Here is a 22,882-nt window from a genome sequence, read left to right as displayed (position 1 = left end):
GTTTTGGCCGAAAGGAGATTTACCCGTGAATCTTACGAAAAAAACGATTATTGTCGCTGCAGGTTTCCTGCTGGCGCTGAGCTCGGCAAGCGGTTATACGGCGGGTGCCGCCGCCGCACCGCAGAAAGCGTCCAAAGCCCAGACCGCTTCGAGTAAGGAGCGTCTCGAGCTGCAAAAAAAAGAAGCATTTGCCATACACTCCAAAGCGAAGAAGCCGGGCGAGTTAACCGTTATGTATGATGGGACTGACAATACGCTTTCATTTAGCTTTTACTCCATAACCAGCACGGATTACGATGATTATTCGAAGCTGGTGTCTAAATACAAAGCCCCGGCGTTAAAGCAGCCGGAATGGCTTCCGGAAGGGTATGCTTTTCAATCCGGCGATATCGTCCCTCCATACTACGATTCTTATAGCGAACCGTATCAAGATATGCTAAAGGAACTCAAGGCCGAAGCGAAAGGAAAGAAATATTACGCGAAAAAAGTAAAATGGAGCGAAGCAGGGGGAGCGGCTCTCCTCTTCTCGAGAGATTCAGATATCATCCGCATCAGCGCCAAAAAGATATACCCGTTCGTTACCGAAATTACACGGGTGCCCGGGAAAGGCGAGAAGTTTGAAAGGCTGAGCATAGAAGGGGTCGATGCTCTATACGCTACGAACTCGAACGCTCTTTATTCCACGAAGTTAACATGGGAGGACCCGGAAAAAGGGCTGGAATACGAGATTTCTACCTATAAGACAAGTCCTCTGACGAAAGAAGCGCTCGTATCGATTGCGGAGAGCATCATATCGAGTAAATCTCAGAATCCATAAATCTGATCCAAGAGTCTGCCTTCCAGGCAGGCTCTTTGTCAGCTTCTTCGAAGGGGATTACCCAAACTATAACAAATATCTGTTTTTTATATTCCAATTGAAAACAAAAGCACCTCTTATTACGTCAGTGTGATTAGGAGGTGTTTAATCTTGAAAAAGTTCGCTATGATCTTCCTGTTGTTTATACTCGGTTGTCAGTCTGTTGAATCCGAACGATCCCTGGCTGATAAAGCAGAGACCATTCCTTCATCTACGTCAGAAGCAGAGCAGTATCCAGTTGCGGTTGATGTTATTGTTCCGGAGCAAGTGGGGGTTAACGAGTCTTTTACGATGAATGCGGAAATTAAAAATACAGCGGATGAAATGCTTGAAATTACTACTGGAGATCCAGTGTTTTACTATATTATTCGGGACAGCACGGGCAAGGCTATAAATACGGTTGCCAGAACGGATATCGGAATTGTACGGACTATAGATATGAAAGAGGTAATAGTAGAGAAGCATTCTTATCGGTTTAAAAATCCGGGGATATATGAGATCTCGGCAGTCCTTGAATTTACACTTCATTATGGAGACGGGAGCAGTAAAGTATACGAATTGGAAACCGAGCGAAAGAAGATTCAAGCGCTTGAGGATTGAGCTCCGTTAGGACGATTGCACTCCCGCCGAAGGAACAACTGCAATTTGTAACAGCGGCAATCCTGCGCTTATTATTCCAATATCCAACTAATAGCTTTTACATAAAGCTGTTGGTTATCTTTTGTGTGATTCGCAGTTTTGCAGTAAATTGCAGTACAGAAGCAAGTGGTAATACACCGAATGTCTTAACTATTCCCCACCGGAATGTTCCATGTCCCCTGCAGCAACAACAAAAAGGGCCGCCCCCCAGGCAGCCCTTTTTTCTCCCACCGTTAATATAGCAATCCGTTTAAAACAGCGAAGCAGTGAGCACTGCTCCTGCCACAGCGACAAAACTTAAGCCTGCTCTCTTGCCGCTTTCATCGCTGCGGTCTCTTCCTCATTCGGTCCATACACGCCCGGCGCTGCCAGTCCGGCTTGACGCATCAGGATCGTGAGCTGGCCGCGATGGTGGATCTGGTGACGCACCATTTTGTCCAATACGCCGGCATTGGTGGTGTCGATGAAGCCAAACAGCTTAACAGGCTCCCGCAGCTTGTCCTCCTGACCCTCCCATTTCGTGCGGAATTCCGCAATGGACGATTCGTTGGTACGGCGGTAAGCTTGGGCGATGGCCGCCGCGGAGCTTCCCTCGGCTGCCGGGATCTCCTGCTCCAGCCCGATTTGATTAAAGAATACGCTGATGCTCTGGGTGATATGCCATGCGATTTCGCCGAGCGTACGCGGCTGTGCCTCTGACACCGCCTGGCTCAATGAGTCGTCTGTCAGCTTGTCCAGCACCTGCAGAGTAAGATCAGCTTCCTGTTTCCAATCGTTCAGAAATTGTTCGATGGTTGCATACATGATACATCTCTCCCTTTTATTCATGATCAATTCTTAAGCAATGCTTTCAATTCTTATAGCTTCTCCAAAAAAATACTACATCTATATTGTACTGCAGTTCGCCGTTTATTCAATTCTTCCCTGCAGGGATTAGTACACCTGGATAATCGGTTTGGTAACAGGGCCCATGCCATTGTCCAGGAAGAATTCCGCATGCGGCGGCTGGTTATAGACGGTGTTCTGCCAGGCGATGCTCATAGCACTTATCTCCTCTTTCGATATACTTTTGGCGATAGGCCAATCACCTTTGTGAACTGACGAGTAAAATAATTGCTGTCATTAAATCCGCTCTGATAAGACACTTCCGAAATGGGAAGGTTGGTCGACTTCAACAGCCGGCACGCATGCTCCAAGCGAAGCTGCAGGAGATAGGCGGAAGGGGTCGTTTTGTAATAGGATTGGAAAATCCGGTTCAAATGCCTGACGGAAATATTCGATTTGGCCGCAATTTCTTCGCGTGAAATTGGCTGCAAATAGTTATCCTCCATAAAGGAAATGGCCTTGGCCAAATGCATCAGATGATGTTGGACCCCTTGACGCTCCTGGTTCTCATACTGCCTGGACAATTGGACGACGAGCTCCATAAAACGCGAACGCAGGATGGTCTGGTAACCCTGCTGCTTGTTCGTGTATTCCTCAATCATGAAGTCAACGACGGACGCTACGTATTCCAGGCTTGAGATTGATAGGCTCATCTTGCTCAAGGCGTGGTTGATATTGCGGTAATACGGTTCCAGAACGAACAGCGCCTGATACCCGTTCGATCTTTTGAAATCAGGACCGGCCGATTCCAGCATCTCGGGTTTATACATGATGTTGCAGATACGAAACTCATGGGGGTCTTTATATCCATGGGAGGTTTCGCCGTTAATGACAAATACGTCCCCTTTCTTGATGAACGATTCCTCGGAGTTGACGATATGGGTGGCATTGCCGTGTAAAACGATCACAAGCTCGGAGAAATCAACATGCTGATGCACATACATATCCTCTTCATGCTTGCCGTACTGAATAAAAAACTTAAACTCCTCATCGTCTGTAAACCAATTCAGGGGAACGCTTCGCATTTGATTTCCCTCCCACTCAGGTCTTGCATTTTATGATGTCCTTATCATGCTATTTTTGGACTCTAAAATCAAGGATTGAGGACATTGCTATCACTATAATAGATTTCGTGAAGTGAAGCTCTGAACGGTTCATACCTAGAAAGACTTGAGAAGCGGGAGCCGAGTATGACCTGATCGCTAAGATATTTGGAATGGGGGTAAATCCATGATACACAAGAAGAGACTGTCACTATTTCTTGTAATGATCATGCTTGCCGCATTTAGTCTAGCTGCATGCAGCAGCGGTAATGAAGGCAAAGGCGCAACGTCCGCGAGCAGCGGGGAAGGCAGCGAAGGAGATGTTTTGGAACCGATTACAATCACTTATTTCAGCGCGGATTCGAATGCCAACTGGGCCAATATGCAGGATGCCGTCGGCAAGAAGCTGACGGAGAAGACCGGTGTCACGATCCAGGCCGAATTCGCGGTCGACGGCTCCAATCAGAAGCTGCCGTTGATGGTAGCGAGAGGTGAATATCCGGATCTCGTTTTCGCTAAAGGCGATGCGAATCTGTTTGTTGATTCGGGCGCTTTTATCGACCTTACGGATTTGATCGAGGAACATGCACCGAACCTGAAAAAGCTCTATGGGGATTACATGAACCGTTTGAAGTGGAACAATGAGGATGAGTCGATTTATGTCCTTCCGACACTGAATGCCGTGGATCATCAGCAGCTGGATGCCGGAGGAAACTTTCATATTCAGCATGAAGTGCTGAAAGAGCTCGGTTATCCGGAAATTAAGACCGTAAAGGATTTTGAGAAGGCGCTGGAGGATTATTATGAGAAATACCCGACGATCGACGGTCAACCGACGATTCCGCTCACACTCAATGCAGACGGCTGGCGGTTCATGATCTCCGTCACGGATGCAGCCGTCATTGCTACGGGGTTGTCCGGGGATGGGGAGTATTATATTGATCCGGAAACGTATGAGGCGAAGTTGCACTACAGACGCCCGGAGGATAAGGAGTATTTCCGCTGGCTGAATCATCTCAACGCCACGGGCCTGCTGGATAAAGAAACGTTCGTTCAGAAGACGGACCAATACGAAGCGAAAATCGCCTCGGGCCGCGTCCTTGGCGTCATTGACGCCGATTGGGGATTTGGAAACCCGACGAATGCGTTGAGAACGGCCGGCAAAGAGAATCGCACCTATGCAAGATTCCCGATCCAATTGGATGAGACGACCAAGGATGCTTCGTTCCAGGATGCAGGTTATGCGGCTGGCTGGGGCGTAGGGATCACAACATCCGCGAAGGATCCGGTGCGAATCATCAAGTTCCTCGATTATTTGGCTTCCGAGGAAGGGCAAGTTTTGATGAACTGGGGGATTGAAGGAGAGCACTACCAAGTTGTGGATGGCAAGCGCGTGATCCCGGAAGACGTGCAGGACCGTAAAGTTAACGATAATGCCAACTTTACCAAAGAGAGTGGAATTGGATTATACAACAGTTTGTTCCCACGTTACGGCGACGGCGTGATGGATTCGACCGGCAATTATTATACGACCAATTTCCCGGAACAAATTAAGGCCAACTATACGCCATCCGCCAAAGAAACGCTGAAAGCCTATGGTGCGGAAATGTGGAAGGATCTCTGGCCGAAATCGGAGGAATTTCCGCAGAAGCCGTGGGGAGCGGCATATCTCATTTCCCCGCCGGTTGACTCCAATATAACGATCACCTACAAGCGGGTTGAAGAGATTGTTCGCAAACGGATCCCGGAGATCATCCTTGCGGACCCGTCCCAGTTCGATACGCTTTACGATCAGTTCATCCAAGATTTGAACAACGCCGGGGCGGAAAAAATGGAGCGGGAATATTCGGAGCTGGTCCGTGACCGGGTGAAGCTGTGGAATAACTGATCCGTTTGATATACAGGGGCAGGCCATTCGCTGCCTCTTTTTTATGCCGAGTGATTTGGCAATTGTGTCTAGACATAAATATGGCATGCAGAGGAGTGTTTTCTTTCATGAAATTCAACAACCCGATTATACCCGGCTTTTATCCTGATCCGAGCATCTGCCGCGTTGGTGAAGATTATTACTTGGTTACGAGCACATTTGGATATTTTCCAGGCGTTCCTGTTTTTCATAGCAGGGATCTGGTAAACTGGCATCAAATCGGGCATTGCCTGACATCGGCAGAGCAGCTGCCGCTTGCGAATGCTTCGACTTCCGGAGGCATTTATGCGCCGACCCTTCGTTACCATGAGGGCAGGTTTTACATGACAACCACCAATGTTAACGGAGTCGGCAATTTTATAGTCACAAGCAAGGACCCAGCCGGTCCGTGGTCTGATCCGGTCCCCGTCGCCCAGCAGGGCATAGACCCTTCGCTTTTGTTTGATGACGATGGCCGCGTGTATTTTCAGACAGCCTGTTTAGGCGACGAGGGAGAGGGAATCTACCAATGTGAAATTGACATTTCAAGCGGCAGGAAATTAACGGAGACCCGCTTAATCTGGAGAGGAACGGGGGGAGCCAGCCCGGAAGCCCCGCACTTATATAAAATGAATGGCCTGTATTACTTAATGATTGCCGAGGGCGGAACCGAGTATGGTCATATGGTTACGATTTCGCGCAGCCATCATCCTTACGGACCGTTTGAGCCATGTCCCCGTAATCCCATCCTGTCCCATCGAAGCCGGAGAAGCAGCATACACGCGACCGGACATGCGGATTTGGTACAGGCTCAGGATGGCACGTGGTGGGCCGTTTTCTTGGGGATCAGGCCTGTTTCATACCCGATGCACCATCATCTTGGCAGGGAGGTTTTCTTGGCTCCTGTAACCTGGGCGGACGACGGCTGGCCGAGCATCGGCATCGAGGGGCGGGTTGAAGAGACGATGGAACGTCCGCAATTGCCGGAATGCCGGTGGCCAGGAAAGCCGATCCGGGATGATTTTGATAGTAATGCGCTGGGCCTGGACTGGATCTTCTTGCGCAATCCTAAACAAGGAAGCTGGTCGCTGCGCGAGCGTCCGGGCTCTCTGGTGCTTCGGGGCAACGCATCCTCTTTAAACGATGCAGGCTCCCCGGCGTTTGTCGGGCGACGGCTAAGCCATTTTTCCAGCCATATCTCTGCCGCACTGGACTTTGAGCCTGCGTACGAGGGGGAGGAAGCAGGATTAACGGTGTTTATGAACGAAAGGTATCATTACGATCTTGCTGTAAAGTTGATTAACGGGGAGAAATCCGTCGTCTTCAGACGAACAGTAGGCTCGCTCCGTTCAGAGCAGACCCGGCGATGCTCAGAGGGACCTGTCGTATTCAGGGTTGACGCAAAGCCCGAGATCTTCAGTTTCTCCATTGAGCAGAACGCGTCCGATGTCATCGATATGGGATCAGGCGAGAGCCATTTGCTTTCGACAGAAGTTGCCGGCGGCTTTACAGGCGTCATTATTGCGATGTATGCACACGGTGAGAATGGAACCACGCCTGCGGCGTTTGACTGGTTCGATTATGAAGTTGCTGATAACCATGCCAGCGGAGTGTGATGAAGTTAAGGCTCGACCAGAGTGAGCATAAGCGCCACAGCTCGGGGGCTTCAGCAGGGAATTAATGAGAGGGTCTGTGACAAGGTTCAGCCAAGTCACGGGCCTCTTTTTTTCACACGATGTTCCTGGAAGATTGACTCCTTGTCGCCCCGTTTTCACTAACATGGGAGATACGGCTGGCTGCTCGCAACGATTCGACAATGATAATATATCATGATATATTATAACATATATCAATTTCTTTTGGAGGAAACACGGGAGGATTGTCATGAATGAAACGACCTCGTCCAAACCGATGTACGAGAAGATATTCGATGATGTAAAGCACCAAATTATGTCCAATAGCTATAGACCCGGGGACCGGATTCCTTCGGAGAAGGAGCTGGCTGAAGCGTACAATGTGAGCCGGATCACCAGCAAAAAGGCGATGGAGCTGCTGGCAGCCGAAGGGATGATTGTGCGGAAGCCGGGGCGCGGCTCGTTTGTCGCCGATCCGGAGACAGGCATGCAGGAGGCGGCAGTGCCCGGGCGGCAGGACGGAAGCCGGGGAGTAAACGGGCATGGCCAGGAGCAGGCCGTGAAGCTGATCGGCGTTGTGCTGACCGATTTTGCCGGCAGCTACGGCACCCGGCTGATCTACGGGATGGAGGATGCCGCGCGCGAACGGGATTGCTTTCTGGTGCTGCGGCGGACATTCGGCGTTCAGGAGAACGAGGAGGACACGATCCGCAAGCTGCTGCAGCTTGGGGTGGACGGACTGATCGTGTTTCCCGCGCAAGGGGAGTTCTTTAATGCCGAGATCCTTAAGCTGGTGATCGAGCGATTCCCGCTTGTCCTGATCGACCGTGAGATCAAGGGAGTGGCTGCGGCGTCGATCAGCACCGACAACACGAAGGCGGCAACGGAGGCGGCGGAGCATCTGTTCGATCTCGGGCATACCCATATTGCCCTGTTGTCCCCGCCTCCGGTGGATACGTCTGCGGTGGAGGATCGGATTGAGGGCTTCGTCCAGGCCCATGCCGGACGCGGCGTGGCCGCAGACCGGAGCTTGTGGATTTGCGATCTGACCTCCACGCTGCCCAACTCGTTCAACGACGAGAACATCGAGCGGGATATCGGGAGAATTATGAAGCATCTGCAGGAGCAGCCGGCGATTACGGCTATTTTTGCCATCGAATACTATATCGCGCTGCTGGCGAAAGAAGCGGTAACCCGCCTTGGACTTAGCATCCCGGAAGATATTTCGATTATTTGCTTTGACAGCCCGCAATTCCGCATCGGAGAAGGGTATGCCTTCACGCATATGCGACAAAGCGAGGAGGAGATGGGCAAGCTGGCCGTAGAAAACGTGCTGGCGATCATGGAGCAGGAAACGGTCGCGAACAAAATCAAGCTTCCTGCACAGCTCATCCCCGGGGAATCCACCGGTCCTGCCCGCGATCAGGGCAAGTAGCAAGTTATCTAGCGATTGCTCTAGAGGGTCGGACACATGGTGCGCGGCATACAAGTATCCTCATAACGGAAGTTAAAAGGGTGGCTTCGATTGTTGAAGTCACCCCTTTTCAATCCTAATCTCATGTGGTGCACGTTATTCCATATTTCATGTAGTAGATCCTTATTTCAAGAATTATGGCGAGCATTATAAATAATTCCGCATTCCTTAAGCCCCAGTCTTAAACTTGTTTAGTTTTTCGCTTAATTAAAACTTCTACAGATCCCCCCCCTTTCCGTCAAACATTCGCTCATTTGGTAGCCTTCCTTTAACACATACCAATTATATAACATGATATAAATATGCTATGATGTTCACACTGGTTTGCAGCCAGGCTTATTTTCTTTCTGTGTCTATGCTTCCGCTAGCAAGATCCATTGAAAGTTCCCTATGCCATTTTTGCAGAAGCAGCCAAATTACGTTAGCGGATGTAATAACATACTCACCATATTCATTTTTATACCAGGGAAATCTCATTTTTCTTTATTGACATAATGATATGCTGTTAATATACTATATTTACTGAAAGCGCTTTATAATTATCTTTATGAACTTAAATCAAAAGGGAGGTTTATGTATGAGAAAGTGGCTGATCATGATGCTGACGATAGTGATGTTCGGAGGGCTGCTCGCCGGTTGTGGAGGAAGCGGGGGGAGCAGCAGCGGGGACAACGGGGGCGACGGTAAGAGCGGCGGTAAGGTTCAATTGACCTTTTGGGGCGATTGGGGCGGAGAGGGACAGAAGCAGTTTGAGACGATGGTGGATGCGTTCAACAAGTCGCAGGATAAAATTGAGGTCAAATATATGCTGCAGCAGGATATGGTCACCAAGTTTCTGACGGCTGCAACGAGCGGCGGCGCGCCGGACATTCTGTTCTGGGACCGCTGGAGAACATCGCTGTACGCCCCGAAGAACGTGCTGCGGCCCATTGACGAGTACATGACCAGGGATGGTTTGAACCCGGATGATTTTTACGAGGAATCGTTAAAGGAGCTCACGCATGATGGCAAGCTCTACGGCCTGCCGTTAACGGTTGATGCACGCGCGCTGTTTTACAACAAGAAGATGTTTGCGGACGCGGGATTACAGCCGCCGACAACATGGGACGAATTGGAACAGGCGGCCAAGACGCTGACGAAATGGAATGGCAGCAAGCTGGAGGTCGCCGGCTTCTCGATGGGCGATCCGGGACTGTTTAACATGTATCTGCAGCAGGCCGGCGGCCAGATGCTGACCGAGGACGGGAAGACGAATTTCAACAACGAGCAGGGCAAGCAGGTATTGGAGTTTTGGCAGCGCTTGCTGAACGAGGACAAAGTGTACAAAATCGGCTTTGAAGAGGGGCTTGGCGAAGGCAACGACGCATTTGTTACCGGCAAAGTGGCCATGCTGTACACCGGACCTTGGATGATGAGCACCTATAACAAATACGGCAAGGACCTTGATTACGGCATCGTGCCGCCGCCGAGCGGGCCAAACGGGGATCGGGGCAGCGTGATGGGCGGCTTCGGCCTGGTGATCCCGCAAGGCTCCAAGCATCCGGATGAAGCGTGGGAGTTCATCAAATGGTGGACGGCGAATAAGGACAATGCGCTGCTGTGGGCCAAGACCAGTCTGAATATGCCTGGCTTCAAGCCGGCGCTTGCGGATCCGTTCTTTACGGAGGACCCGCTGTGGAAGCCGTTTACGGAGACGCTGGAGTTTGCCAAGACACGTCCGACGCATCCGGGCTACTCCGTGATGGAGGAGAATGCCGTAATCCCGAATCTGGAGCTGTTCATGCAAAACAAGCAAAGCCTCGAGGATACGCTGAAAAAAGCCCAGGAGCAAGGCGACAAGCTGCTTGCGGACAATGCGTCCGTGGAATAAAACGGGCCGATGAAAGGGGAGGAAACTATGGCATCCGTCAATAAGCTGGGGCGGCATCAAGCCCGAATGGCCTATCTGTTCATTACGCCAACGATGCTGCTGTTTGCCGTGTTTATGGTCATTCCCGTCGTAATGGCCCTTTATCTCAGCTTCACCAACTATGACGTGCTTAGCAGTCACGATTGGGTGGGGCTGGACAATTACCGGCGGCTGGCGGGCGATACGCTGTTGTGGCAGACGTTTCTGAACGTCATGTACTACGCGGTGGTGTTTGTGCCGCTGAATCTGATGATTTCCCTGCTGCTGGCGATGCTGCTTAACAAAAGAAAAGCCGGGGTCAAGCTGTTTCGCACATTTTACTACTTGCCAACGCTGACCTCGGCCGTCGCCGCCGCGACCGTATGGATCTGGATGCTGCACCCGGAATATGGCCTGATCAACGGGCTGCTGGGGTACTTCGGCATGACGGGACCAGCCTGGGTGTCGCAGACGGAAACGGCCATGTTGTCCATCATCGTCATGACGCTATGGCAATCGGTCGGCTCCAATATGATCATTTATTTGGCCGGTCTGCAGGGTGTGCCGGATTATCTGTACGAGTCGGCCCGTCTGGACGGCGCGTCGCGGTTCGCCTGCTTCCGCTACATTACCTGGCCGCAGCTGCGCCCGACCACGTTTCTCGTCAGCGTCATGGCGATCATCGGTGCGCTGCAGCTGTTTGACCAGGCCTTCGTCCTGACGCAGGGCGGTCCGGCCAACGTCACCAAGACGCCGGTCTACCTGATCTATCAGCAGGGCTTCAACCAATTGCAGATGGGCTATGCCTCGGCACAGGCATTTGTGCTGGCGATGGCGATCCTCGTGTTTTCTATCATCAGCATGAGATTGACCAAAGCGGAGGAGCCGATCGTATGAGCCGGCAGCGGAAGGGAGGTCGAAAGCGATGATGGCGGAACATGTTCCTCAATCGAACGGGCGTCCCCGGCCCGGTACTGAAAGGCTGGGAGCGCCGGCGAGAAAGAGAGGGCTGAACTTTATTTTTTACCTGATCAGCAGCGTGATTGCCGTGATGATGTTTTTGCCTTTTTACTGGAGCGTGCTTACCTCCTTTAAACCGGATAACGAGATGTTCAGCATGCCGATCAAATGGATAACGACCAATATCACGTTCGAGCATTACTACAATGCGTTTACAACGGTCCCGTTCGGCCTGTATTTCTGGAATTCCTTTGTGCTTGCGACAGCCGGGGTGCTGCTCAACCTGTTCTTCGGCTCGCTAAGCGGCTATGCGTTTGCCAAACTGGATTTCAAGATGAACCAGCCGTTCTTCCGGATATTGCTGGTGTCCATGATGGTTCCAGGAATTGTGACGATGATTCCGAGCGTGTACGTGCTGCGGCATATTCCGTTTGTCGGCGGGAACGACCTGTTTGGCAGCGGGGGGCACGGACTGATGAACTCGTTTTGGGGCATTATTTTGCCAGGAGCCTCGGGGACGTTTGCGGTGTTCTTCATGCGCCAGTTCTTCCTGACGCTGCCGAAGGACATGATGGAGATGGCCCGGATTGAAGGCTGCGGCGAATTCAAAATATTTTGGCGAATTTATTTGCCGCTGACGAAGCCGGCACTGGCTACGCTGGGTATCTTCACCTTTCAGGCAGGATGGAACAGCTTCCTGTGGCCGATGATCGTGCTGAACGACCCGGCCAAGGCGACGATTCAGATGGGATTGCAGGCGTTCTCTTACAATTATCAGACGGATTATGGACCGATGATGGCGGGGGCGCTGGTGGCGATTTTGCCGATCCTGGTTCTGTTCCTGATGCTGCAGCGGTATTTTATCCAGGGCATTGCATTTAGCGGAATCAAGGGTTAGGAGATAGGAGAGATCAAGATGAATGCAGCGATGACAGAGGTATGGCAAGAGCGGGCGGACCGGGTTCAGCGGGCGCTCGATAAGCGGTTCTGGAACGAGTCGATCCGCATGTACAACATTGAGACGCCGTGCGAGGGCGGGAAGTGCAATGATATTTTTCATTATTGGTGGATGGCCCATGCGGTTGATGTGCTGGTTGACGGACTCGTGCGCACCGGGGATCAGCGATATGCGAAGCGGCTGCGGGATTTCCATGAAGGCATTCTGGCGCGGAACGGCGGCGTCTGGCCCAACGAGCTGTACGACGATATGGAATGGATGGCGCTTGCCTGGCTGCGGGCGTATCAAGCAACCGGCGAGCCGAAGTACAAATCAGCGGTACAGACGTTATGGGAGGACATCAAGACCGGCTGGAACGAGCAGATGGGCGGCGGGATCGCGTGGCAGAAATCGCAGCTGGATTATAAAAATACCCCGGCCAATGCCCCCGCGGCCATTCTGGCCATGCGGCTGCATAGGGAGTTCGGCAATCCGGATGATCTGGCATGGGGTAGGCGGATTTACGAATGGCAGGAAGCGAATCTCGTCGATCCGGATACGGGACTCGTCTGGGATGGCATGAACCGGACCGGGAATGGAGCGATCGACAAGGATTGGAGATTCACCTATTGCCAGGGCGTGTTCATCGGGGCTGCAGTGGAGCTGTACCGGGAGAGCGGGCAGCCCGCCTATTTGGAGGCGGCCATGCGGACGTTCCGTGTGGTGCAAAGCGAATTCACCGCACCGGAGACCGGCCTTCTGCCCGATGAAGGCGGCGGGGATGCCGGGCTGTTCAAAGGCATCCTGATCCGTTATTTGGCAGAGCTGGCACGATCCGCGCCGGAGGCGGGGGACGTTGCGGCGTTCATCGCGGCTCAGGCGGAGGCGGCCTGGCGGTCGCAGGATGATGCGGAGGAGCTGCCGCTCCTCGGCACCGATTGGGGGCGCAGGCCTGAGCCGGACGAGACGGTGCAGCTTAGCGCGCAGCTTAGCGGCGCGATGCTGCTGGAAGCGGCAGCGAAGCTAAAGCCCGGATTGCGGGGATAGGGAGAGGAGGGAACGGGATGGAAGCACAGCGAAGCGGGCGTTTGGCGGCCGGGCAGGCCGCCCTTTGGGCGGAGCGGGCGGCCCGGATGCATCAGGACATGTTCACCTCCTATATGAACGATGAGACCGGTATTCTCGATCAATGGTATCCCCGTTCGGAGAACCGGCCTGGCGACAACTTCTACTACTGGTGGCAGGCGCATGTCCTCGACGTCCTGGTGGACGCCTATGAGCGCAGCGGCGATCCGGCACTGCCGGAGCGGATTGGGCGGTTCTGCCGCAGTCTGGAAAGCTATAACGGCGGTACGTTCAAGCATAATTATTACGACGATATGGAATGGACGGCGCTGGCGCTGCTGCGGGCCTATAACGCATTGGGCGATCCGTGGTACAAGGAGAAAACGCTGGAGCTGTGGGCGGATATCCAAACCGCGTGGAACGGGCATTGCGGCGGGGGAATGGCCTGGAAGAAAGACCAGCTCGATTACAAAAACACTCCGGCCAACGCCCCGGCCGCCATTTTGGCGGCAAGACTCTACCGGCGCTTCGGCGATGAAGCGGATCTGTCCTGGGCTAAGCGCATTTACGATTGGAACAAGGCTCATCTTGTCGATCCGGAGACAGGTTTTGTCTGGGACGGCCTCAACCGGCTGGGCGACGGCCGGATCGACAAGGACTGGAAATTCACCTACTGCCAGGGCGTGTTCATCGGTGCCGGGGTCGAGCTGTACCAGTGTACCGGCAGCGCGCAATATCTGGAGGACGCCCGGCGGACCGCGCAAGCTTGTTTCGACGAGCTTGCCGATCCGGACAGCGGCCTGCTGCCCGATGAAGGGATCGACGATACCGGGCTGTTCAAGGGCATCCTGATCCGCTATTTGCTGGAGCTGCTGCGGCTCGACCCGGAGGTTCCCCGCGTCCGCGGCATCATCGCGGCCAATGCGGAGCGCCTGTGGCGCGAAGGCATGCAGCCTTCGCCGCTGCTGTGCGGGCCGGACTGGGCAAGACCTCCGCGTCTGCCGGTGCAGCTCAGCGTCCAGCTTAGCGGACTGATGCTGCTGGAGGCAGCGGCCGCGCTGGAGGCGGAAAGTGATCAGCCGTGAAAGGAGATGGCGGGATGATGAATGTGCTCCAATACGACCTTGAACTCGGCCAAAATCCTTGTGTCGATGATTCCGATTATGCTGATCTATCCGTTTCTGCAGCGGTATCTCATCCATGGCATCGTATTGGGGTCGGTAAAAGAATAATGGAAGTGAGCAGAGGAGAATGAGCATGACCAAACCCCTTAGTCAAACCGAGATTATCGCCCTGGTTGAACATACGATGGGGCATCGCCCGAAGATTGTAGACATGTTTAAACGCTGTTACGAAAATACGCTGGAAACGACGATCCGCCGTCATGAAGACGGCACCGTATTCATGTTGACCGGCGATATTCCGGCCATGTGGCTGCGCGACTCCGTCAATCAGCTGCGGCCGTATCTGATTCCGGCAGCCGGGGACGAGGGACTGCGGGAGATTATCGAAGGCGTGCTGAAAAGGCAGTTCGAGTGCATCCTGCGGGATCCCTATGCCAATGCATTTAATGAATTCGAGAACTTCCACGGCCACCATGACGATCTCACCGACATGTCCGGCTGGATCTGGGAGCGGAAATATGAGGTCGATTCGCTGTGCTATCCGATTCAATTGGCCTATTTATATTGGAAAAACACCGGAGAGACAAAGCATTTCACGGCAGCGTTCAAGCAGGCGGCCGAGCTGATTGTGCGCACGTGGCGGACGGAGCAGCGGCATGAGGAAATGTCTCCCTATACGTTTGAACGGCCGGGTGGCGGCCCTACGAATACGCTGCCAGGCAAAACCGCCTATACCGGCATGACCTGGTCGGGCTTCCGCCCAAGCGATGACGCGTGCGAGTACGGTTATCTGGTGCCGTCCAACATGTTTGCAGTCGTGGTGCTGGGGTATTTGCTGGAGGTAAACGAGCAGTTTTACCGGGACGAGGCGTTTGCGGAGGAGGTCCGTGCGCTGCGGGAGGACATCCGGCAGGGCATCGAGGAGCATGCCTTGATTGAGGATGCGGAGTTCGGTCAGGTCTACGCTTATGAGGTTGACGGACTTGGCGGGGTCAATCTGATGGACGATGCCAATGTGCCCAGCCTGCTGTCCCTGCCTTATCTCGATTATTGCGCCAAAGACGATCCCGTTTATGTGAATACGCGCAAGCTGATCCTCAGCCGCCGCAATCCTTATTATTACGAAGGGACTTATGCGAGAGGCATTGGCAGCCCGCATACGCCGAAGGACTACATCTGGCACATCGCCCTGTCCATTCAGGGCATCACGGCGACCGGGGAAGCGGAGAAGCTGGAGATTCTGGGCATGTTCGAGCGGACGGATGCCGATACGGGGCTCGTCCACGAGGGCTTCCATAAAGATAATCCGCAGCAATTTACGCGGGAGTGGTTCTCCTGGTCCAACGCCATGTTCGTTGAATTTGTGTTAAGCCTGTGCGGTTTGGAAATCAAAATGCGATAGTTTTGAAATAGGAAATCGAAACGGAGGTAATGTCGTGAAAGGGAATCCGGGAAAAAGGTCGTTATTGAGGTTGACTGCATTGCCATTGATCATGGCCCTTCTGCTGACATCAGTTATCGGGGCCGCCCCGGTCCGTGCCGCTTCGTTCGGACCGGCCGACGCGGACGCGGCGATTAAAGCGTTCAACGCCAACTTTTGGGACCCGCAAGCGAAGTACTTCTGGGCCAATTCGAACCGCGGCGACAACTACCAGAGCTTCTGGGTCGAAGCGGAGCTGTGGGAAATGGTGATGGACGCCTATCTGCACACATCAGACCCGAAGCTGAAGGCCGAGCTTCGAACCCAGATCGACGACATCTTTGACGGCACGGTGGCCAAGCACGGCGAGGACTGGACGAACAATCCGTTTAACGATGACATCATGTGGTGGGCGATGGGCAGCGCGCGGGCTTATCAGATTACCGGCGAAGCCAGATATTTGGAGAAGGCCAAGTATTACTTCGATTTCGTGTACGATACGCAGTGGGACGACGAGTTTGCGGGCGGCGGCATTTGGTGGCTGAACAGCGAGCACAACACGAAGAACGCCTGCATTAATTTCCCGGCTGCCCAGGCGGCTGTATTCCTGTACGAAATTACGGGAGATCGGCATTATCTCGAGGCGGCGACCCGCATTTTCAGCTGGGGCAAAACGATGCTGACTGACGGGAACGGCAAAGTGTTCGACCGGATCGAGCTGGAGCGCGGCCCGGTGCCGGATTCCACGCATTATAATCAAGGGACATTCGTCGGTGCGGCGGTGGGGCTGTACCGGGCAACCGGGGACGAGACGTATCTGGAGGATGCCGTGAAGGGTGCACGGTTTACGATGGACCGGCTGGTGGACGACAACCGACTGCTCAATTATGAAGGGCCGAACGGGGATTTGAAAGGCGGCAAAACGATTCTGATCCGCAACCTGGCCTATTTGCAGCAGACGCTGGACGATCTCGATGACCGCGCCTATGACGATTTTGAGCGTGAATTCGACGCCTGGCTGGCCTTTAATACGGCTACGGCCTGGAGTCATCGCGGCGAAGAGGGGATCGTTGACGGCAACTGGGTGGGACAACTGCTCTCCGGCACCTATGAGTCTTGGTCGTCCGCGGGCGCGGTTCAGGCACTTACGGTTGTGGAGCCGCAGGAGGCTGCTCCGCGTTATCCGGTTAGGATCGCCTATTCAAGAATCGAAGCGGAAAAATACAATATCGGTAAAGGGTTCGTGCTGGAGGGGGGCCCGGAAGGCACGCTGCAGCTCGGCGGCATCCGTTCCGGCCATTTCGCTGCCTATAAGAACGTTGACTTCGGAACGGACGGCGCGATCGGGTTTATTGCCCGGGCCGCCAGCGGGGCGGGCGGCGGCAATATCGACATCCGGCTGGATGGGCTGGATGGACCGCGGGTCGGCACGGTCCGCGTGGAAGGCACCGGCGGCTGGCATCAATTTATCGATGCAGTCGGCGTGCTTGAGGATGAGCAGGGGAATCCTGTGACCGTAACTGGCACGCATGACGTATATTTGGTGTTTAACCAAGTCGACGACGAATATCTGTTTAACTTGAACTGGTTTCGGTTTACCGAGAACGATCCGAGACAAACCGATGCCTATGCCAAGCTGCGGGCCGGTCAGCTGGATGGCGGCTCGGGCTTAAGCGTTAACGCCGAACACGGCTACCTGGAGGGAATTGCGGACGGCGCTCATGCCATCTATCGGGATATCGACTTCGGCAGCAGTGGTGCATCCGGCGTAACGATGCGCGTATCCAGCGGCCATAAAGGCGGCTCGATCGAGGTGAAGCTGGATAGTCTGGACGGTCCGACGGTCGGCGTTGCCCGGATTCCTGCCCTGGGCGGCTGGGACGACTGGGTTGATCTGATGGCGCTCGTAGATGGGGAACAGGCTGTCGGCATTCATGACGTGTATCTTGTTTTTCACGGGACGGACGGCCAGGATTATCCTTGCAATCTCGATTGGTTCAATTTCACGACGGTCAAAGGCACGGACCGGGATGCCTTCGGCAAGCTCGAAGCCGAACATTATACGATCGGCAACGGGTTCGGCACAGAGCAGGGCGGAGGGCAGACGTATCTGGCGGGGCTGTTCGGCCCTAACCAGCCTTACGCGATGTACAACTACGTCGACTTTGGCGATACGAGCCCGGAACAGTTCCATGTTCATGCGGCCAGTGATACGGGCGGCGGCACGATTGAAGTGCGAATCGACAGCATGAACGGCCCGCTGATTGCCGCCGCTAAGGTCGACGGCACCGGCGGCTGGCATAACTTTGAAGTGTTCTCGGCGAACATTGCGACACCCGTCACCGGCAAACATATCGTCTTCCTGATTTTCAAAGGCTCGGATTGGCTGTATAACCTGGACAAATTTACGTTCGGCGATCCGGCCGTATTTACGGCCCCGACTACTCCGCCGGCGCCTGTGCCGGACGATGTGCCGCCGGGCGAGGTGGAGAACGTCCGGGCCCTTCGGGAGAACGGGCACATCCGGCTGTACTGGGATGGGCCGTACGATATGGACGGCAAGCTTGTACAGATCCGCCTGTTCAAGAACAAAAAGCAGGTCGGCGATACGCTTGAGGTAAGGCGCGGGATTCAGACTGCGCTCCTGCCGGAGGTGAAAAATCCCCGGAACCATACCGTCACCTTCGCAGCCGTGGACCATTCCGGAAATGTCTCCAAGGGGCACACCGTCCGGCTGGATGATTTAATAAAGAAATGACATGAACCAGACCGGCGTACCGCTTAAGCGGGCGCCGGTCTATTTTTGCTGGATCGTCTTCGGCCCATGGTCATGAGGCAGGCCCCGGGCCGACTCACAGGGCTGTTAAATAATGGACAATGCCTGCCGCAATTGCTTCGGCCAGCTTCATCTGCCCGTTGCGGCTCGTCAGCAGCTGCCGGTCCTCGGGATTGCTGATGAAGCCGGTCTCCACAATGACGGCGGGAACGTCGGTCGTATTCAGCAAATAGTACGGCTTGCCGACCATGATCTGGTTGCGGTTTCGGTATACTTGATTCAACTGCTGTTGGATTGCATCGGCCAGAGCCTTGCTGCGCCCTTCCGATTGATGCAGCACGATGCCGCCGCGTTTCGAGCTGTTTCGGCCCCAGTTCACATGGATGCTTACGACAAGCTCGGTCGGGATCTCTTCGCTAAGCTGCTTGCGCTGCGAAAGGTCGCGCCGATGCCTGGAGGACGTCCTGTGCCACCGGTTGTCGTCGCTTAAAGCGTAATCGCCGTCGCGATTGAGCACGGCAGGATATCCCTGCTGCCGGAGCAGCATAAACAGCCTGCGCGATATTTCAAGATTGATATCCTTTTCCAAAATATCGCCATGGGAGGTTCCCCCGTCGATGCCGCCGTGCCCCGCATCGATCAGTACGACGTCCTGGGCAAAAGGATGCAGATGGCGTGTGTGATGCTGGTTGTTTTCCCGGCCTGACAAGACAGGGGATTCTGGGATCTCTATATGCAGGCTGCGGGCGGCGGCCTGTGTGCGATTGTTATGGCTTGCGGCCTGCCCCACGGCCTGAACATGCTCCGAATGGAAAGCTGCGGCCATATGATCCGGGCATGCCAATGCCAGGAGAAGCATCCATATTCCTGCTGCCTTAACCATGATGGACTCCTTCTTTCTCGTGGATTTCGACTTCTTTAGAATGTGCAATTTGCGGAAAATCATCCCGATTCCTAAAGCTGTGAGTCTAGAAACGATTGAAACGGAGCAAACTGATAACGGGATGCGGATAAACCCTAAGAAGATCCAAAGGAGATGATGAGATGGCCAGCGGAGATGAACTGATTAAATACATTACGGAGCGATTCGTAACCTATATAGATACGCCGAAGGAGATCCGCCGCCAGTCCAAGGTGAAGGAATCGTGGACAACGAAATGGTTCGGCATGATTCCGTTCTCCGTATCGCTGTGGAGAGAGGACATATCGTCCAAGCGTAAGCGAAAAACCAAATAGGGTGATATGGACCGTTCAATGGATGGGCAATAGCACACGATGAGACGTCGGCTCCCTCATGACAAAGAAACAAACACAGGGATGGATGCTTTCCGGTGTTTGTTTTTGTCTGATTTACCTAAATCCGCAAGCATGTTTAAAAACATCTTATTTAAAATAATAAATTAGCTCTCCATCTTTATCGTAATACTTATATGAATAATGACTTTTTCCAGTCTTAGGGGGAAACATCCAGGTGACACTGGCCTTATAAGGCGTAAACTCTTGTTCTATTTCCTGTCCATTTACGCTTACCTGCATTTTCGCTATTTTATTTTCCTCATTAGTGACAATCAAAAACAAGAGAGGTTCTGGGGCGAAGACGCTAAATGCTTCATTAACGTCTACTTCTATTTGCTGCCACTTATAATTTCCGTCTTTGTTTTTTGAAATTGAATGTAGCCTGGATTATTGTCAGATAAGAAACCGGCATATCTTCGGTCATTCATGTCTTTAATTTCTACAATTTCTATTGAATTATTTTCATACCCTTCAATTGAATGAATTACTTTCAAAATAGATTCTTCATCGTTTCCATATAATTGCTGAGTATCATTAAAATAAAACGCGAAGAACCCCAGAAGAAGTAAAAATGCACCTATAAGTAATCTTTTGGGTGATCTTTTGGCTTTTTTCAACGGCTCTCGTTTTTTGCTATCGTCCAAGGCATCGGCATGCTTTTTCATTTCCTTCAAATCCACGGGCAATCATCTCCCAAACCAAGGATGTTACCTTAATTATTAAATGAATGCTCGTAATGATCAATGAAATGTCAAAAATAAAAATCAGTAAATTGCTCATGTCGATTATCCTGGATAAACATAGAACTTGCCTTGACCCACTAATCGGGGTGCCGGCAGAAACCGGGTAGTGTCCGTATTCCGGAGCGGAATCGCTACATAGATGGCTGCAGCATCAGCAGCGCTGCCGGAGACGGATGACCAGCGCTGCCATCCGGTCAAGCTGAACGGGGCACCGAAAGCGGCATTGCCATCGCCCTTCGATTTAAACACCAGTGAAGGGTGCTTTTGCAGCAGCCTTCTGAGCTCGCTGCTGCTTCGGGCCGTGAGGCTGGATGAGGTCAGCCATTGAAGATTATCATACGGGTCGGGACGATGCTCCGTGATGGACGGAGCGTCCGCCGACCATCCATGTGCAGATCCGGCTGCAACAACTCCTTTGCTGATGCCGGAGCGGTCCAATGTGCCGGAGGCCAGCGAGACGTTCGGGAGCAGCTCGCTATTGAAGCCGCTGATATAAAGCGTATCTTGGTTTGGAAGGGTGACCTCCCATACAGGAGCTCCCGTATATCGTTTACGAATCAAGCTGCCTTGCGGGAGAGATCCCTCGGGATCGGTAAGCCCCTCGGCGGCTAGACGCTGCTCCAGCGGTCCCAAGCTGAAGGGGAGGGTACCGCCGATTCCATATTCACTGAGCACATACCCTCCATCCTCGGAGGCGCTGATAATGAGGTAACCTTGAGGCAAACCTTCATCGGTTACCGTGACCAGCCAGCCGTGCGTCCCGGGTCCGAGCGGGGTGTATTCCAGCTCGGCCTCGCTCCAGGCTGTAAACGGCACATGGGCCGAGAGCTGCTCCACGGTGTCCTCCGTGAAATGGAGCAAGCTCTGCGGAACCGCGGCGGAGACTGCGGACTTCCGAATGGAGCTGTCATCCGCGAGGGAGAGGGATGGATCGGCGGAAGCGGGAGTGATTATCGCCGCTTCACTGCCGGCCGCAGCGACCGCAAGCGGATGGATGAGGGCCGCCGTACATATGGCCGCCAGCAGCAGGGCAGACCTTGCGCGGGATCGATTGGACCGGCTGTCGTTTTCGTTATTGAAAGAGCCTCCATGGAGGACGTTATTTTTATGCCAATGCAACAAATGGATCAACCGCCTTTCCTTCCCGCCATCCTAAGCGATGGGGGATATGGTGGTTCTATCATATCGGACAAGCTGTGCAAACGCTGTTGCAAGGTGTCGCGCCAGGACAGAAGGGAACGGTTCTTTTTTTGCCTTGTTTTGTAGAGGAGCGTCAAGAGGACGCGCTCACGGGCGAACACAGGTGAAAGAGGCCGCAGGTTATGGCGGAGAAGCTGATTTTCGGCTCATACTGCCACTGCATTTCCGACCTCCGGTTCCGGTATTGTTCCTCGATTTGAGCTTTCTTTTCCTCATCCTGCTCTTTCAGCAGGTCCTCGTAATAACTGTCGATCACCGCAAGTTCCTCCGCCAGTCGTTCGCGTGCCTTGGATGCCCATGTATAATCCAGCTTGCTTAAGCTGACGATCAGATGCTCCTCAAGGAGCCCCGCCGCCTCGCGCAGCGAAACGGCCGCAGGACGGACGTGCACGCTTTCGGGCAGGCGGGGCGTCAGCTCGCGGCCATTAAGCACAGCCGGGAAATCTGTCACGATCTTCCGGGTGGACAGCGAGATGCCAACATAATGGAGCTCCTCGCGCTTCAGATCACAGCTGAACTCTACCTTGAAGCAGACGCCGAGCCACTGCTCGTACGGCGTTGACCTTGCCCGTGGGCGCGGCTCCGTGACGGGCTGCTGGAACAGATACACGCATTTGCCTTCCTCTCGGGCCGCGTTCCAGATTTGAGCCAGCCTGCTGCTTCCGTAGCTGACGTTCTCGCGCTGGATGCGGCCGGGACCGAGCACGGGGAGCACGGGAGCGTTGCCGTAAAAGCGGGCCAGCAGCGGGTCCTGCTGCGGCGCGGACAGCTGCGCCTTGCTCTCGGCGAGCTTGGCCTTGGCCATCCGCTCGTCGTAGGCTTCCGGATCGAACACGAACTGGAAGGAGAGAGTCTCGGCCGGCGCCCCGGTACGTTCCACAAAGCTCCAGTAGTAAGGGCGGTTGGTGAGCATTTTGTCGGCTTGGGGCGACAGCTTCACGGTAACATGCTCCGGTGATTTTTCAATGACGGTGCATTCGGTGGCTTCCAAATAGGCCATGAAGTGCTTCTGCACCTCCTGCGGCGTCATGGTCAT

The 22,882-nt window shown here is 53.6% G+C and carries 20 protein-coding genes and 1 pseudogene; 14 read left to right on the top strand and 7 right to left on the bottom strand.

Annotation, left to right across the window (positions count from 1 at the left end; translation table 11 throughout):
* Nucleotides 1-25 precede the first annotated feature (25 nt).
* Nucleotides 26-817, top strand: coding sequence for a hypothetical protein (locus NST08_RS20735; protein ID WP_210094800.1), 792 nt, complete (start codon nucleotides 26-28; stop codon nucleotides 815-817).
* A gap of 150 nt (nucleotides 818-967) precedes the next feature.
* Nucleotides 968-1,456: a hypothetical protein gene (locus NST08_RS20730; protein WP_007127742.1), complete on the top strand. Its 489-nt coding sequence runs from the start codon at nucleotides 968-970 to the stop codon at nucleotides 1,454-1,456.
* A 336-nt stretch (nucleotides 1,457-1,792) separates the two neighbouring features.
* Here the strand turns inward: NST08_RS20730 and NST08_RS20725 are convergent, their stop codons facing one another.
* From NST08_RS20725 to NST08_RS20715, 3 genes are all read right to left on the bottom strand, one after another.
* Nucleotides 1,793-2,299: a DinB family protein gene (locus tag NST08_RS20725; RefSeq protein WP_341342261.1), complete on the bottom strand. Its 507-nt coding sequence runs from the start codon at nucleotides 2,297-2,299 to the stop codon at nucleotides 1,793-1,795.
* A 129-nt stretch (nucleotides 2,300-2,428) separates the two neighbouring features.
* Nucleotides 2,429-2,536, bottom strand: coding sequence for a rhamnogalacturonan lyase family protein (locus tag NST08_RS20720; RefSeq protein ID WP_341342260.1), 108 nt, complete (start codon nucleotides 2,534-2,536; stop codon nucleotides 2,429-2,431).
* A gap of 5 nt (nucleotides 2,537-2,541) precedes the next feature.
* The gene (locus NST08_RS20715) at nucleotides 2,542-3,405 is read right to left on the bottom strand and encodes an AraC family transcriptional regulator (RefSeq protein ID WP_028406322.1); all 864 of its coding nucleotides are present in this window, start codon (nucleotides 3,403-3,405) and stop codon (nucleotides 2,542-2,544) included.
* Between the two features lie 205 nt (nucleotides 3,406-3,610).
* Here NST08_RS20715 and NST08_RS20710 point away from each other — a divergent pair, with 205 nt between their 5' ends.
* The 11 genes and pseudogenes from NST08_RS20710 (at nucleotide 3,611) to NST08_RS20660 (ending at nucleotide 18,589) form a co-directional block, all read left to right on the top strand.
* On the top strand, nucleotides 3,611-5,311 hold the full coding sequence (locus tag NST08_RS20710) for an ABC transporter substrate-binding protein (protein WP_341342259.1): 1,701 nt from the start codon (nucleotides 3,611-3,613) through the stop codon (nucleotides 5,309-5,311).
* 107 nt (nucleotides 5,312-5,418) lie between these two features.
* Nucleotides 5,419-6,945: a glycoside hydrolase family 43 protein gene (locus NST08_RS20705; protein WP_341342258.1), complete on the top strand. Its 1,527-nt coding sequence runs from the start codon at nucleotides 5,419-5,421 to the stop codon at nucleotides 6,943-6,945.
* A 268-nt stretch (nucleotides 6,946-7,213) separates the two neighbouring features.
* Entirely contained in the window at nucleotides 7,214-8,398 is a 1,185-nt protein-coding gene (locus NST08_RS20700) for a GntR family transcriptional regulator (RefSeq protein ID WP_341342257.1), read from the top strand.
* 616 nt (nucleotides 8,399-9,014) lie between these two features.
* The gene (locus NST08_RS20695) at nucleotides 9,015-10,307 is read left to right on the top strand and encodes an ABC transporter substrate-binding protein (RefSeq protein ID WP_251537732.1); all 1,293 of its coding nucleotides are present in this window, start codon (nucleotides 9,015-9,017) and stop codon (nucleotides 10,305-10,307) included.
* 27 nt (nucleotides 10,308-10,334) lie between these two features.
* A complete protein-coding gene (locus NST08_RS20690) occupies nucleotides 10,335-11,222 on the top strand; it encodes a carbohydrate ABC transporter permease (RefSeq protein ID WP_028406317.1) in 888 nt (295 codons plus the stop codon).
* A gap of 28 nt (nucleotides 11,223-11,250) precedes the next feature.
* The gene (locus NST08_RS20685; RefSeq protein ID WP_213614623.1) at nucleotides 11,251-12,183 is read left to right on the top strand and encodes a carbohydrate ABC transporter permease; all 933 of its coding nucleotides are present in this window, start codon (nucleotides 11,251-11,253) and stop codon (nucleotides 12,181-12,183) included.
* A gap of 18 nt (nucleotides 12,184-12,201) precedes the next feature.
* On the top strand, nucleotides 12,202-13,269 hold the full coding sequence (locus NST08_RS20680; RefSeq protein ID WP_028406315.1) for a glycoside hydrolase family 76 protein: 1,068 nt from the start codon (nucleotides 12,202-12,204) through the stop codon (nucleotides 13,267-13,269).
* A 17-nt stretch (nucleotides 13,270-13,286) separates the two neighbouring features.
* Nucleotides 13,287-14,372, top strand: coding sequence for a glycoside hydrolase family 76 protein (locus NST08_RS20675; RefSeq protein ID WP_341342256.1), 1,086 nt, complete (start codon nucleotides 13,287-13,289; stop codon nucleotides 14,370-14,372).
* A gap of 27 nt (nucleotides 14,373-14,399) precedes the next feature.
* A pseudogene (locus NST08_RS20670) lies at nucleotides 14,400-14,519 on the top strand (carbohydrate ABC transporter permease); the annotation flags it as partial.
* Nucleotides 14,520-14,544: 25 nt separating this feature from the next.
* Complete coding sequence (locus NST08_RS20665; RefSeq protein ID WP_341342255.1) at nucleotides 14,545-15,813, top strand: glycoside hydrolase family 125 protein; 1,269 nt, start codon at nucleotides 14,545-14,547, stop codon at nucleotides 15,811-15,813.
* A gap of 79 nt (nucleotides 15,814-15,892) precedes the next feature.
* Nucleotides 15,893-18,589: a carbohydrate-binding protein gene (locus NST08_RS20660; protein WP_341342254.1), complete on the top strand. Its 2,697-nt coding sequence runs from the start codon at nucleotides 15,893-15,895 to the stop codon at nucleotides 18,587-18,589.
* Nucleotides 18,590-18,683: 94 nt separating this feature from the next.
* Here the strand turns inward: NST08_RS20660 and NST08_RS20655 are convergent, their stop codons facing one another.
* On the bottom strand, nucleotides 18,684-19,490 hold the full coding sequence (locus tag NST08_RS20655; protein ID WP_341342253.1) for an N-acetylmuramoyl-L-alanine amidase: 807 nt from the start codon (nucleotides 19,488-19,490) through the stop codon (nucleotides 18,684-18,686).
* A 161-nt stretch (nucleotides 19,491-19,651) separates the two neighbouring features.
* On the opposite strand from NST08_RS20655, the gene NST08_RS20650 reads away from it, so the two are divergent.
* Nucleotides 19,652-19,843: a YqzE family protein gene (locus NST08_RS20650; RefSeq protein WP_340899939.1), complete on the top strand. Its 192-nt coding sequence runs from the start codon at nucleotides 19,652-19,654 to the stop codon at nucleotides 19,841-19,843.
* A 389-nt stretch (nucleotides 19,844-20,232) separates the two neighbouring features.
* On the opposite strand, the gene NST08_RS20645 is transcribed toward NST08_RS20650, so the two are convergent.
* The 3 genes from NST08_RS20645 to NST08_RS20635 all read right to left on the bottom strand — a co-directional run bounded on the left by NST08_RS20645 (nucleotide 20,233) and on the right by NST08_RS20635 (nucleotide 22,882).
* Nucleotides 20,233-20,583: a hypothetical protein gene (locus tag NST08_RS20645; protein WP_341342252.1), complete on the bottom strand. Its 351-nt coding sequence runs from the start codon at nucleotides 20,581-20,583 to the stop codon at nucleotides 20,233-20,235.
* A 105-nt stretch (nucleotides 20,584-20,688) separates the two neighbouring features.
* Nucleotides 20,689-21,777 carry a hypothetical protein gene (locus NST08_RS20640; RefSeq protein ID WP_341342251.1) on the bottom strand — a complete coding sequence of 363 codons (1,089 nt, stop codon included), beginning with the start codon at nucleotides 21,775-21,777 and terminating at the stop codon, nucleotides 20,689-20,691.
* 142 nt (nucleotides 21,778-21,919) lie between these two features.
* Nucleotides 21,920-22,882, bottom strand: a complete 963-nt coding sequence (locus tag NST08_RS20635; RefSeq protein WP_210094793.1) for a YqhG family protein — start codon at nucleotides 22,880-22,882, stop codon at nucleotides 21,920-21,922.

This window comes from Paenibacillus sp. FSL K6-1566, assembly GCF_038050475.1.
Taxonomy (GTDB): Bacteria; Bacillota; Bacilli; order Paenibacillales; family Paenibacillaceae; genus Paenibacillus_AQ; species Paenibacillus_AQ lactis.
This window is presented reverse-complemented; position numbering and strand designations above follow the sequence as displayed.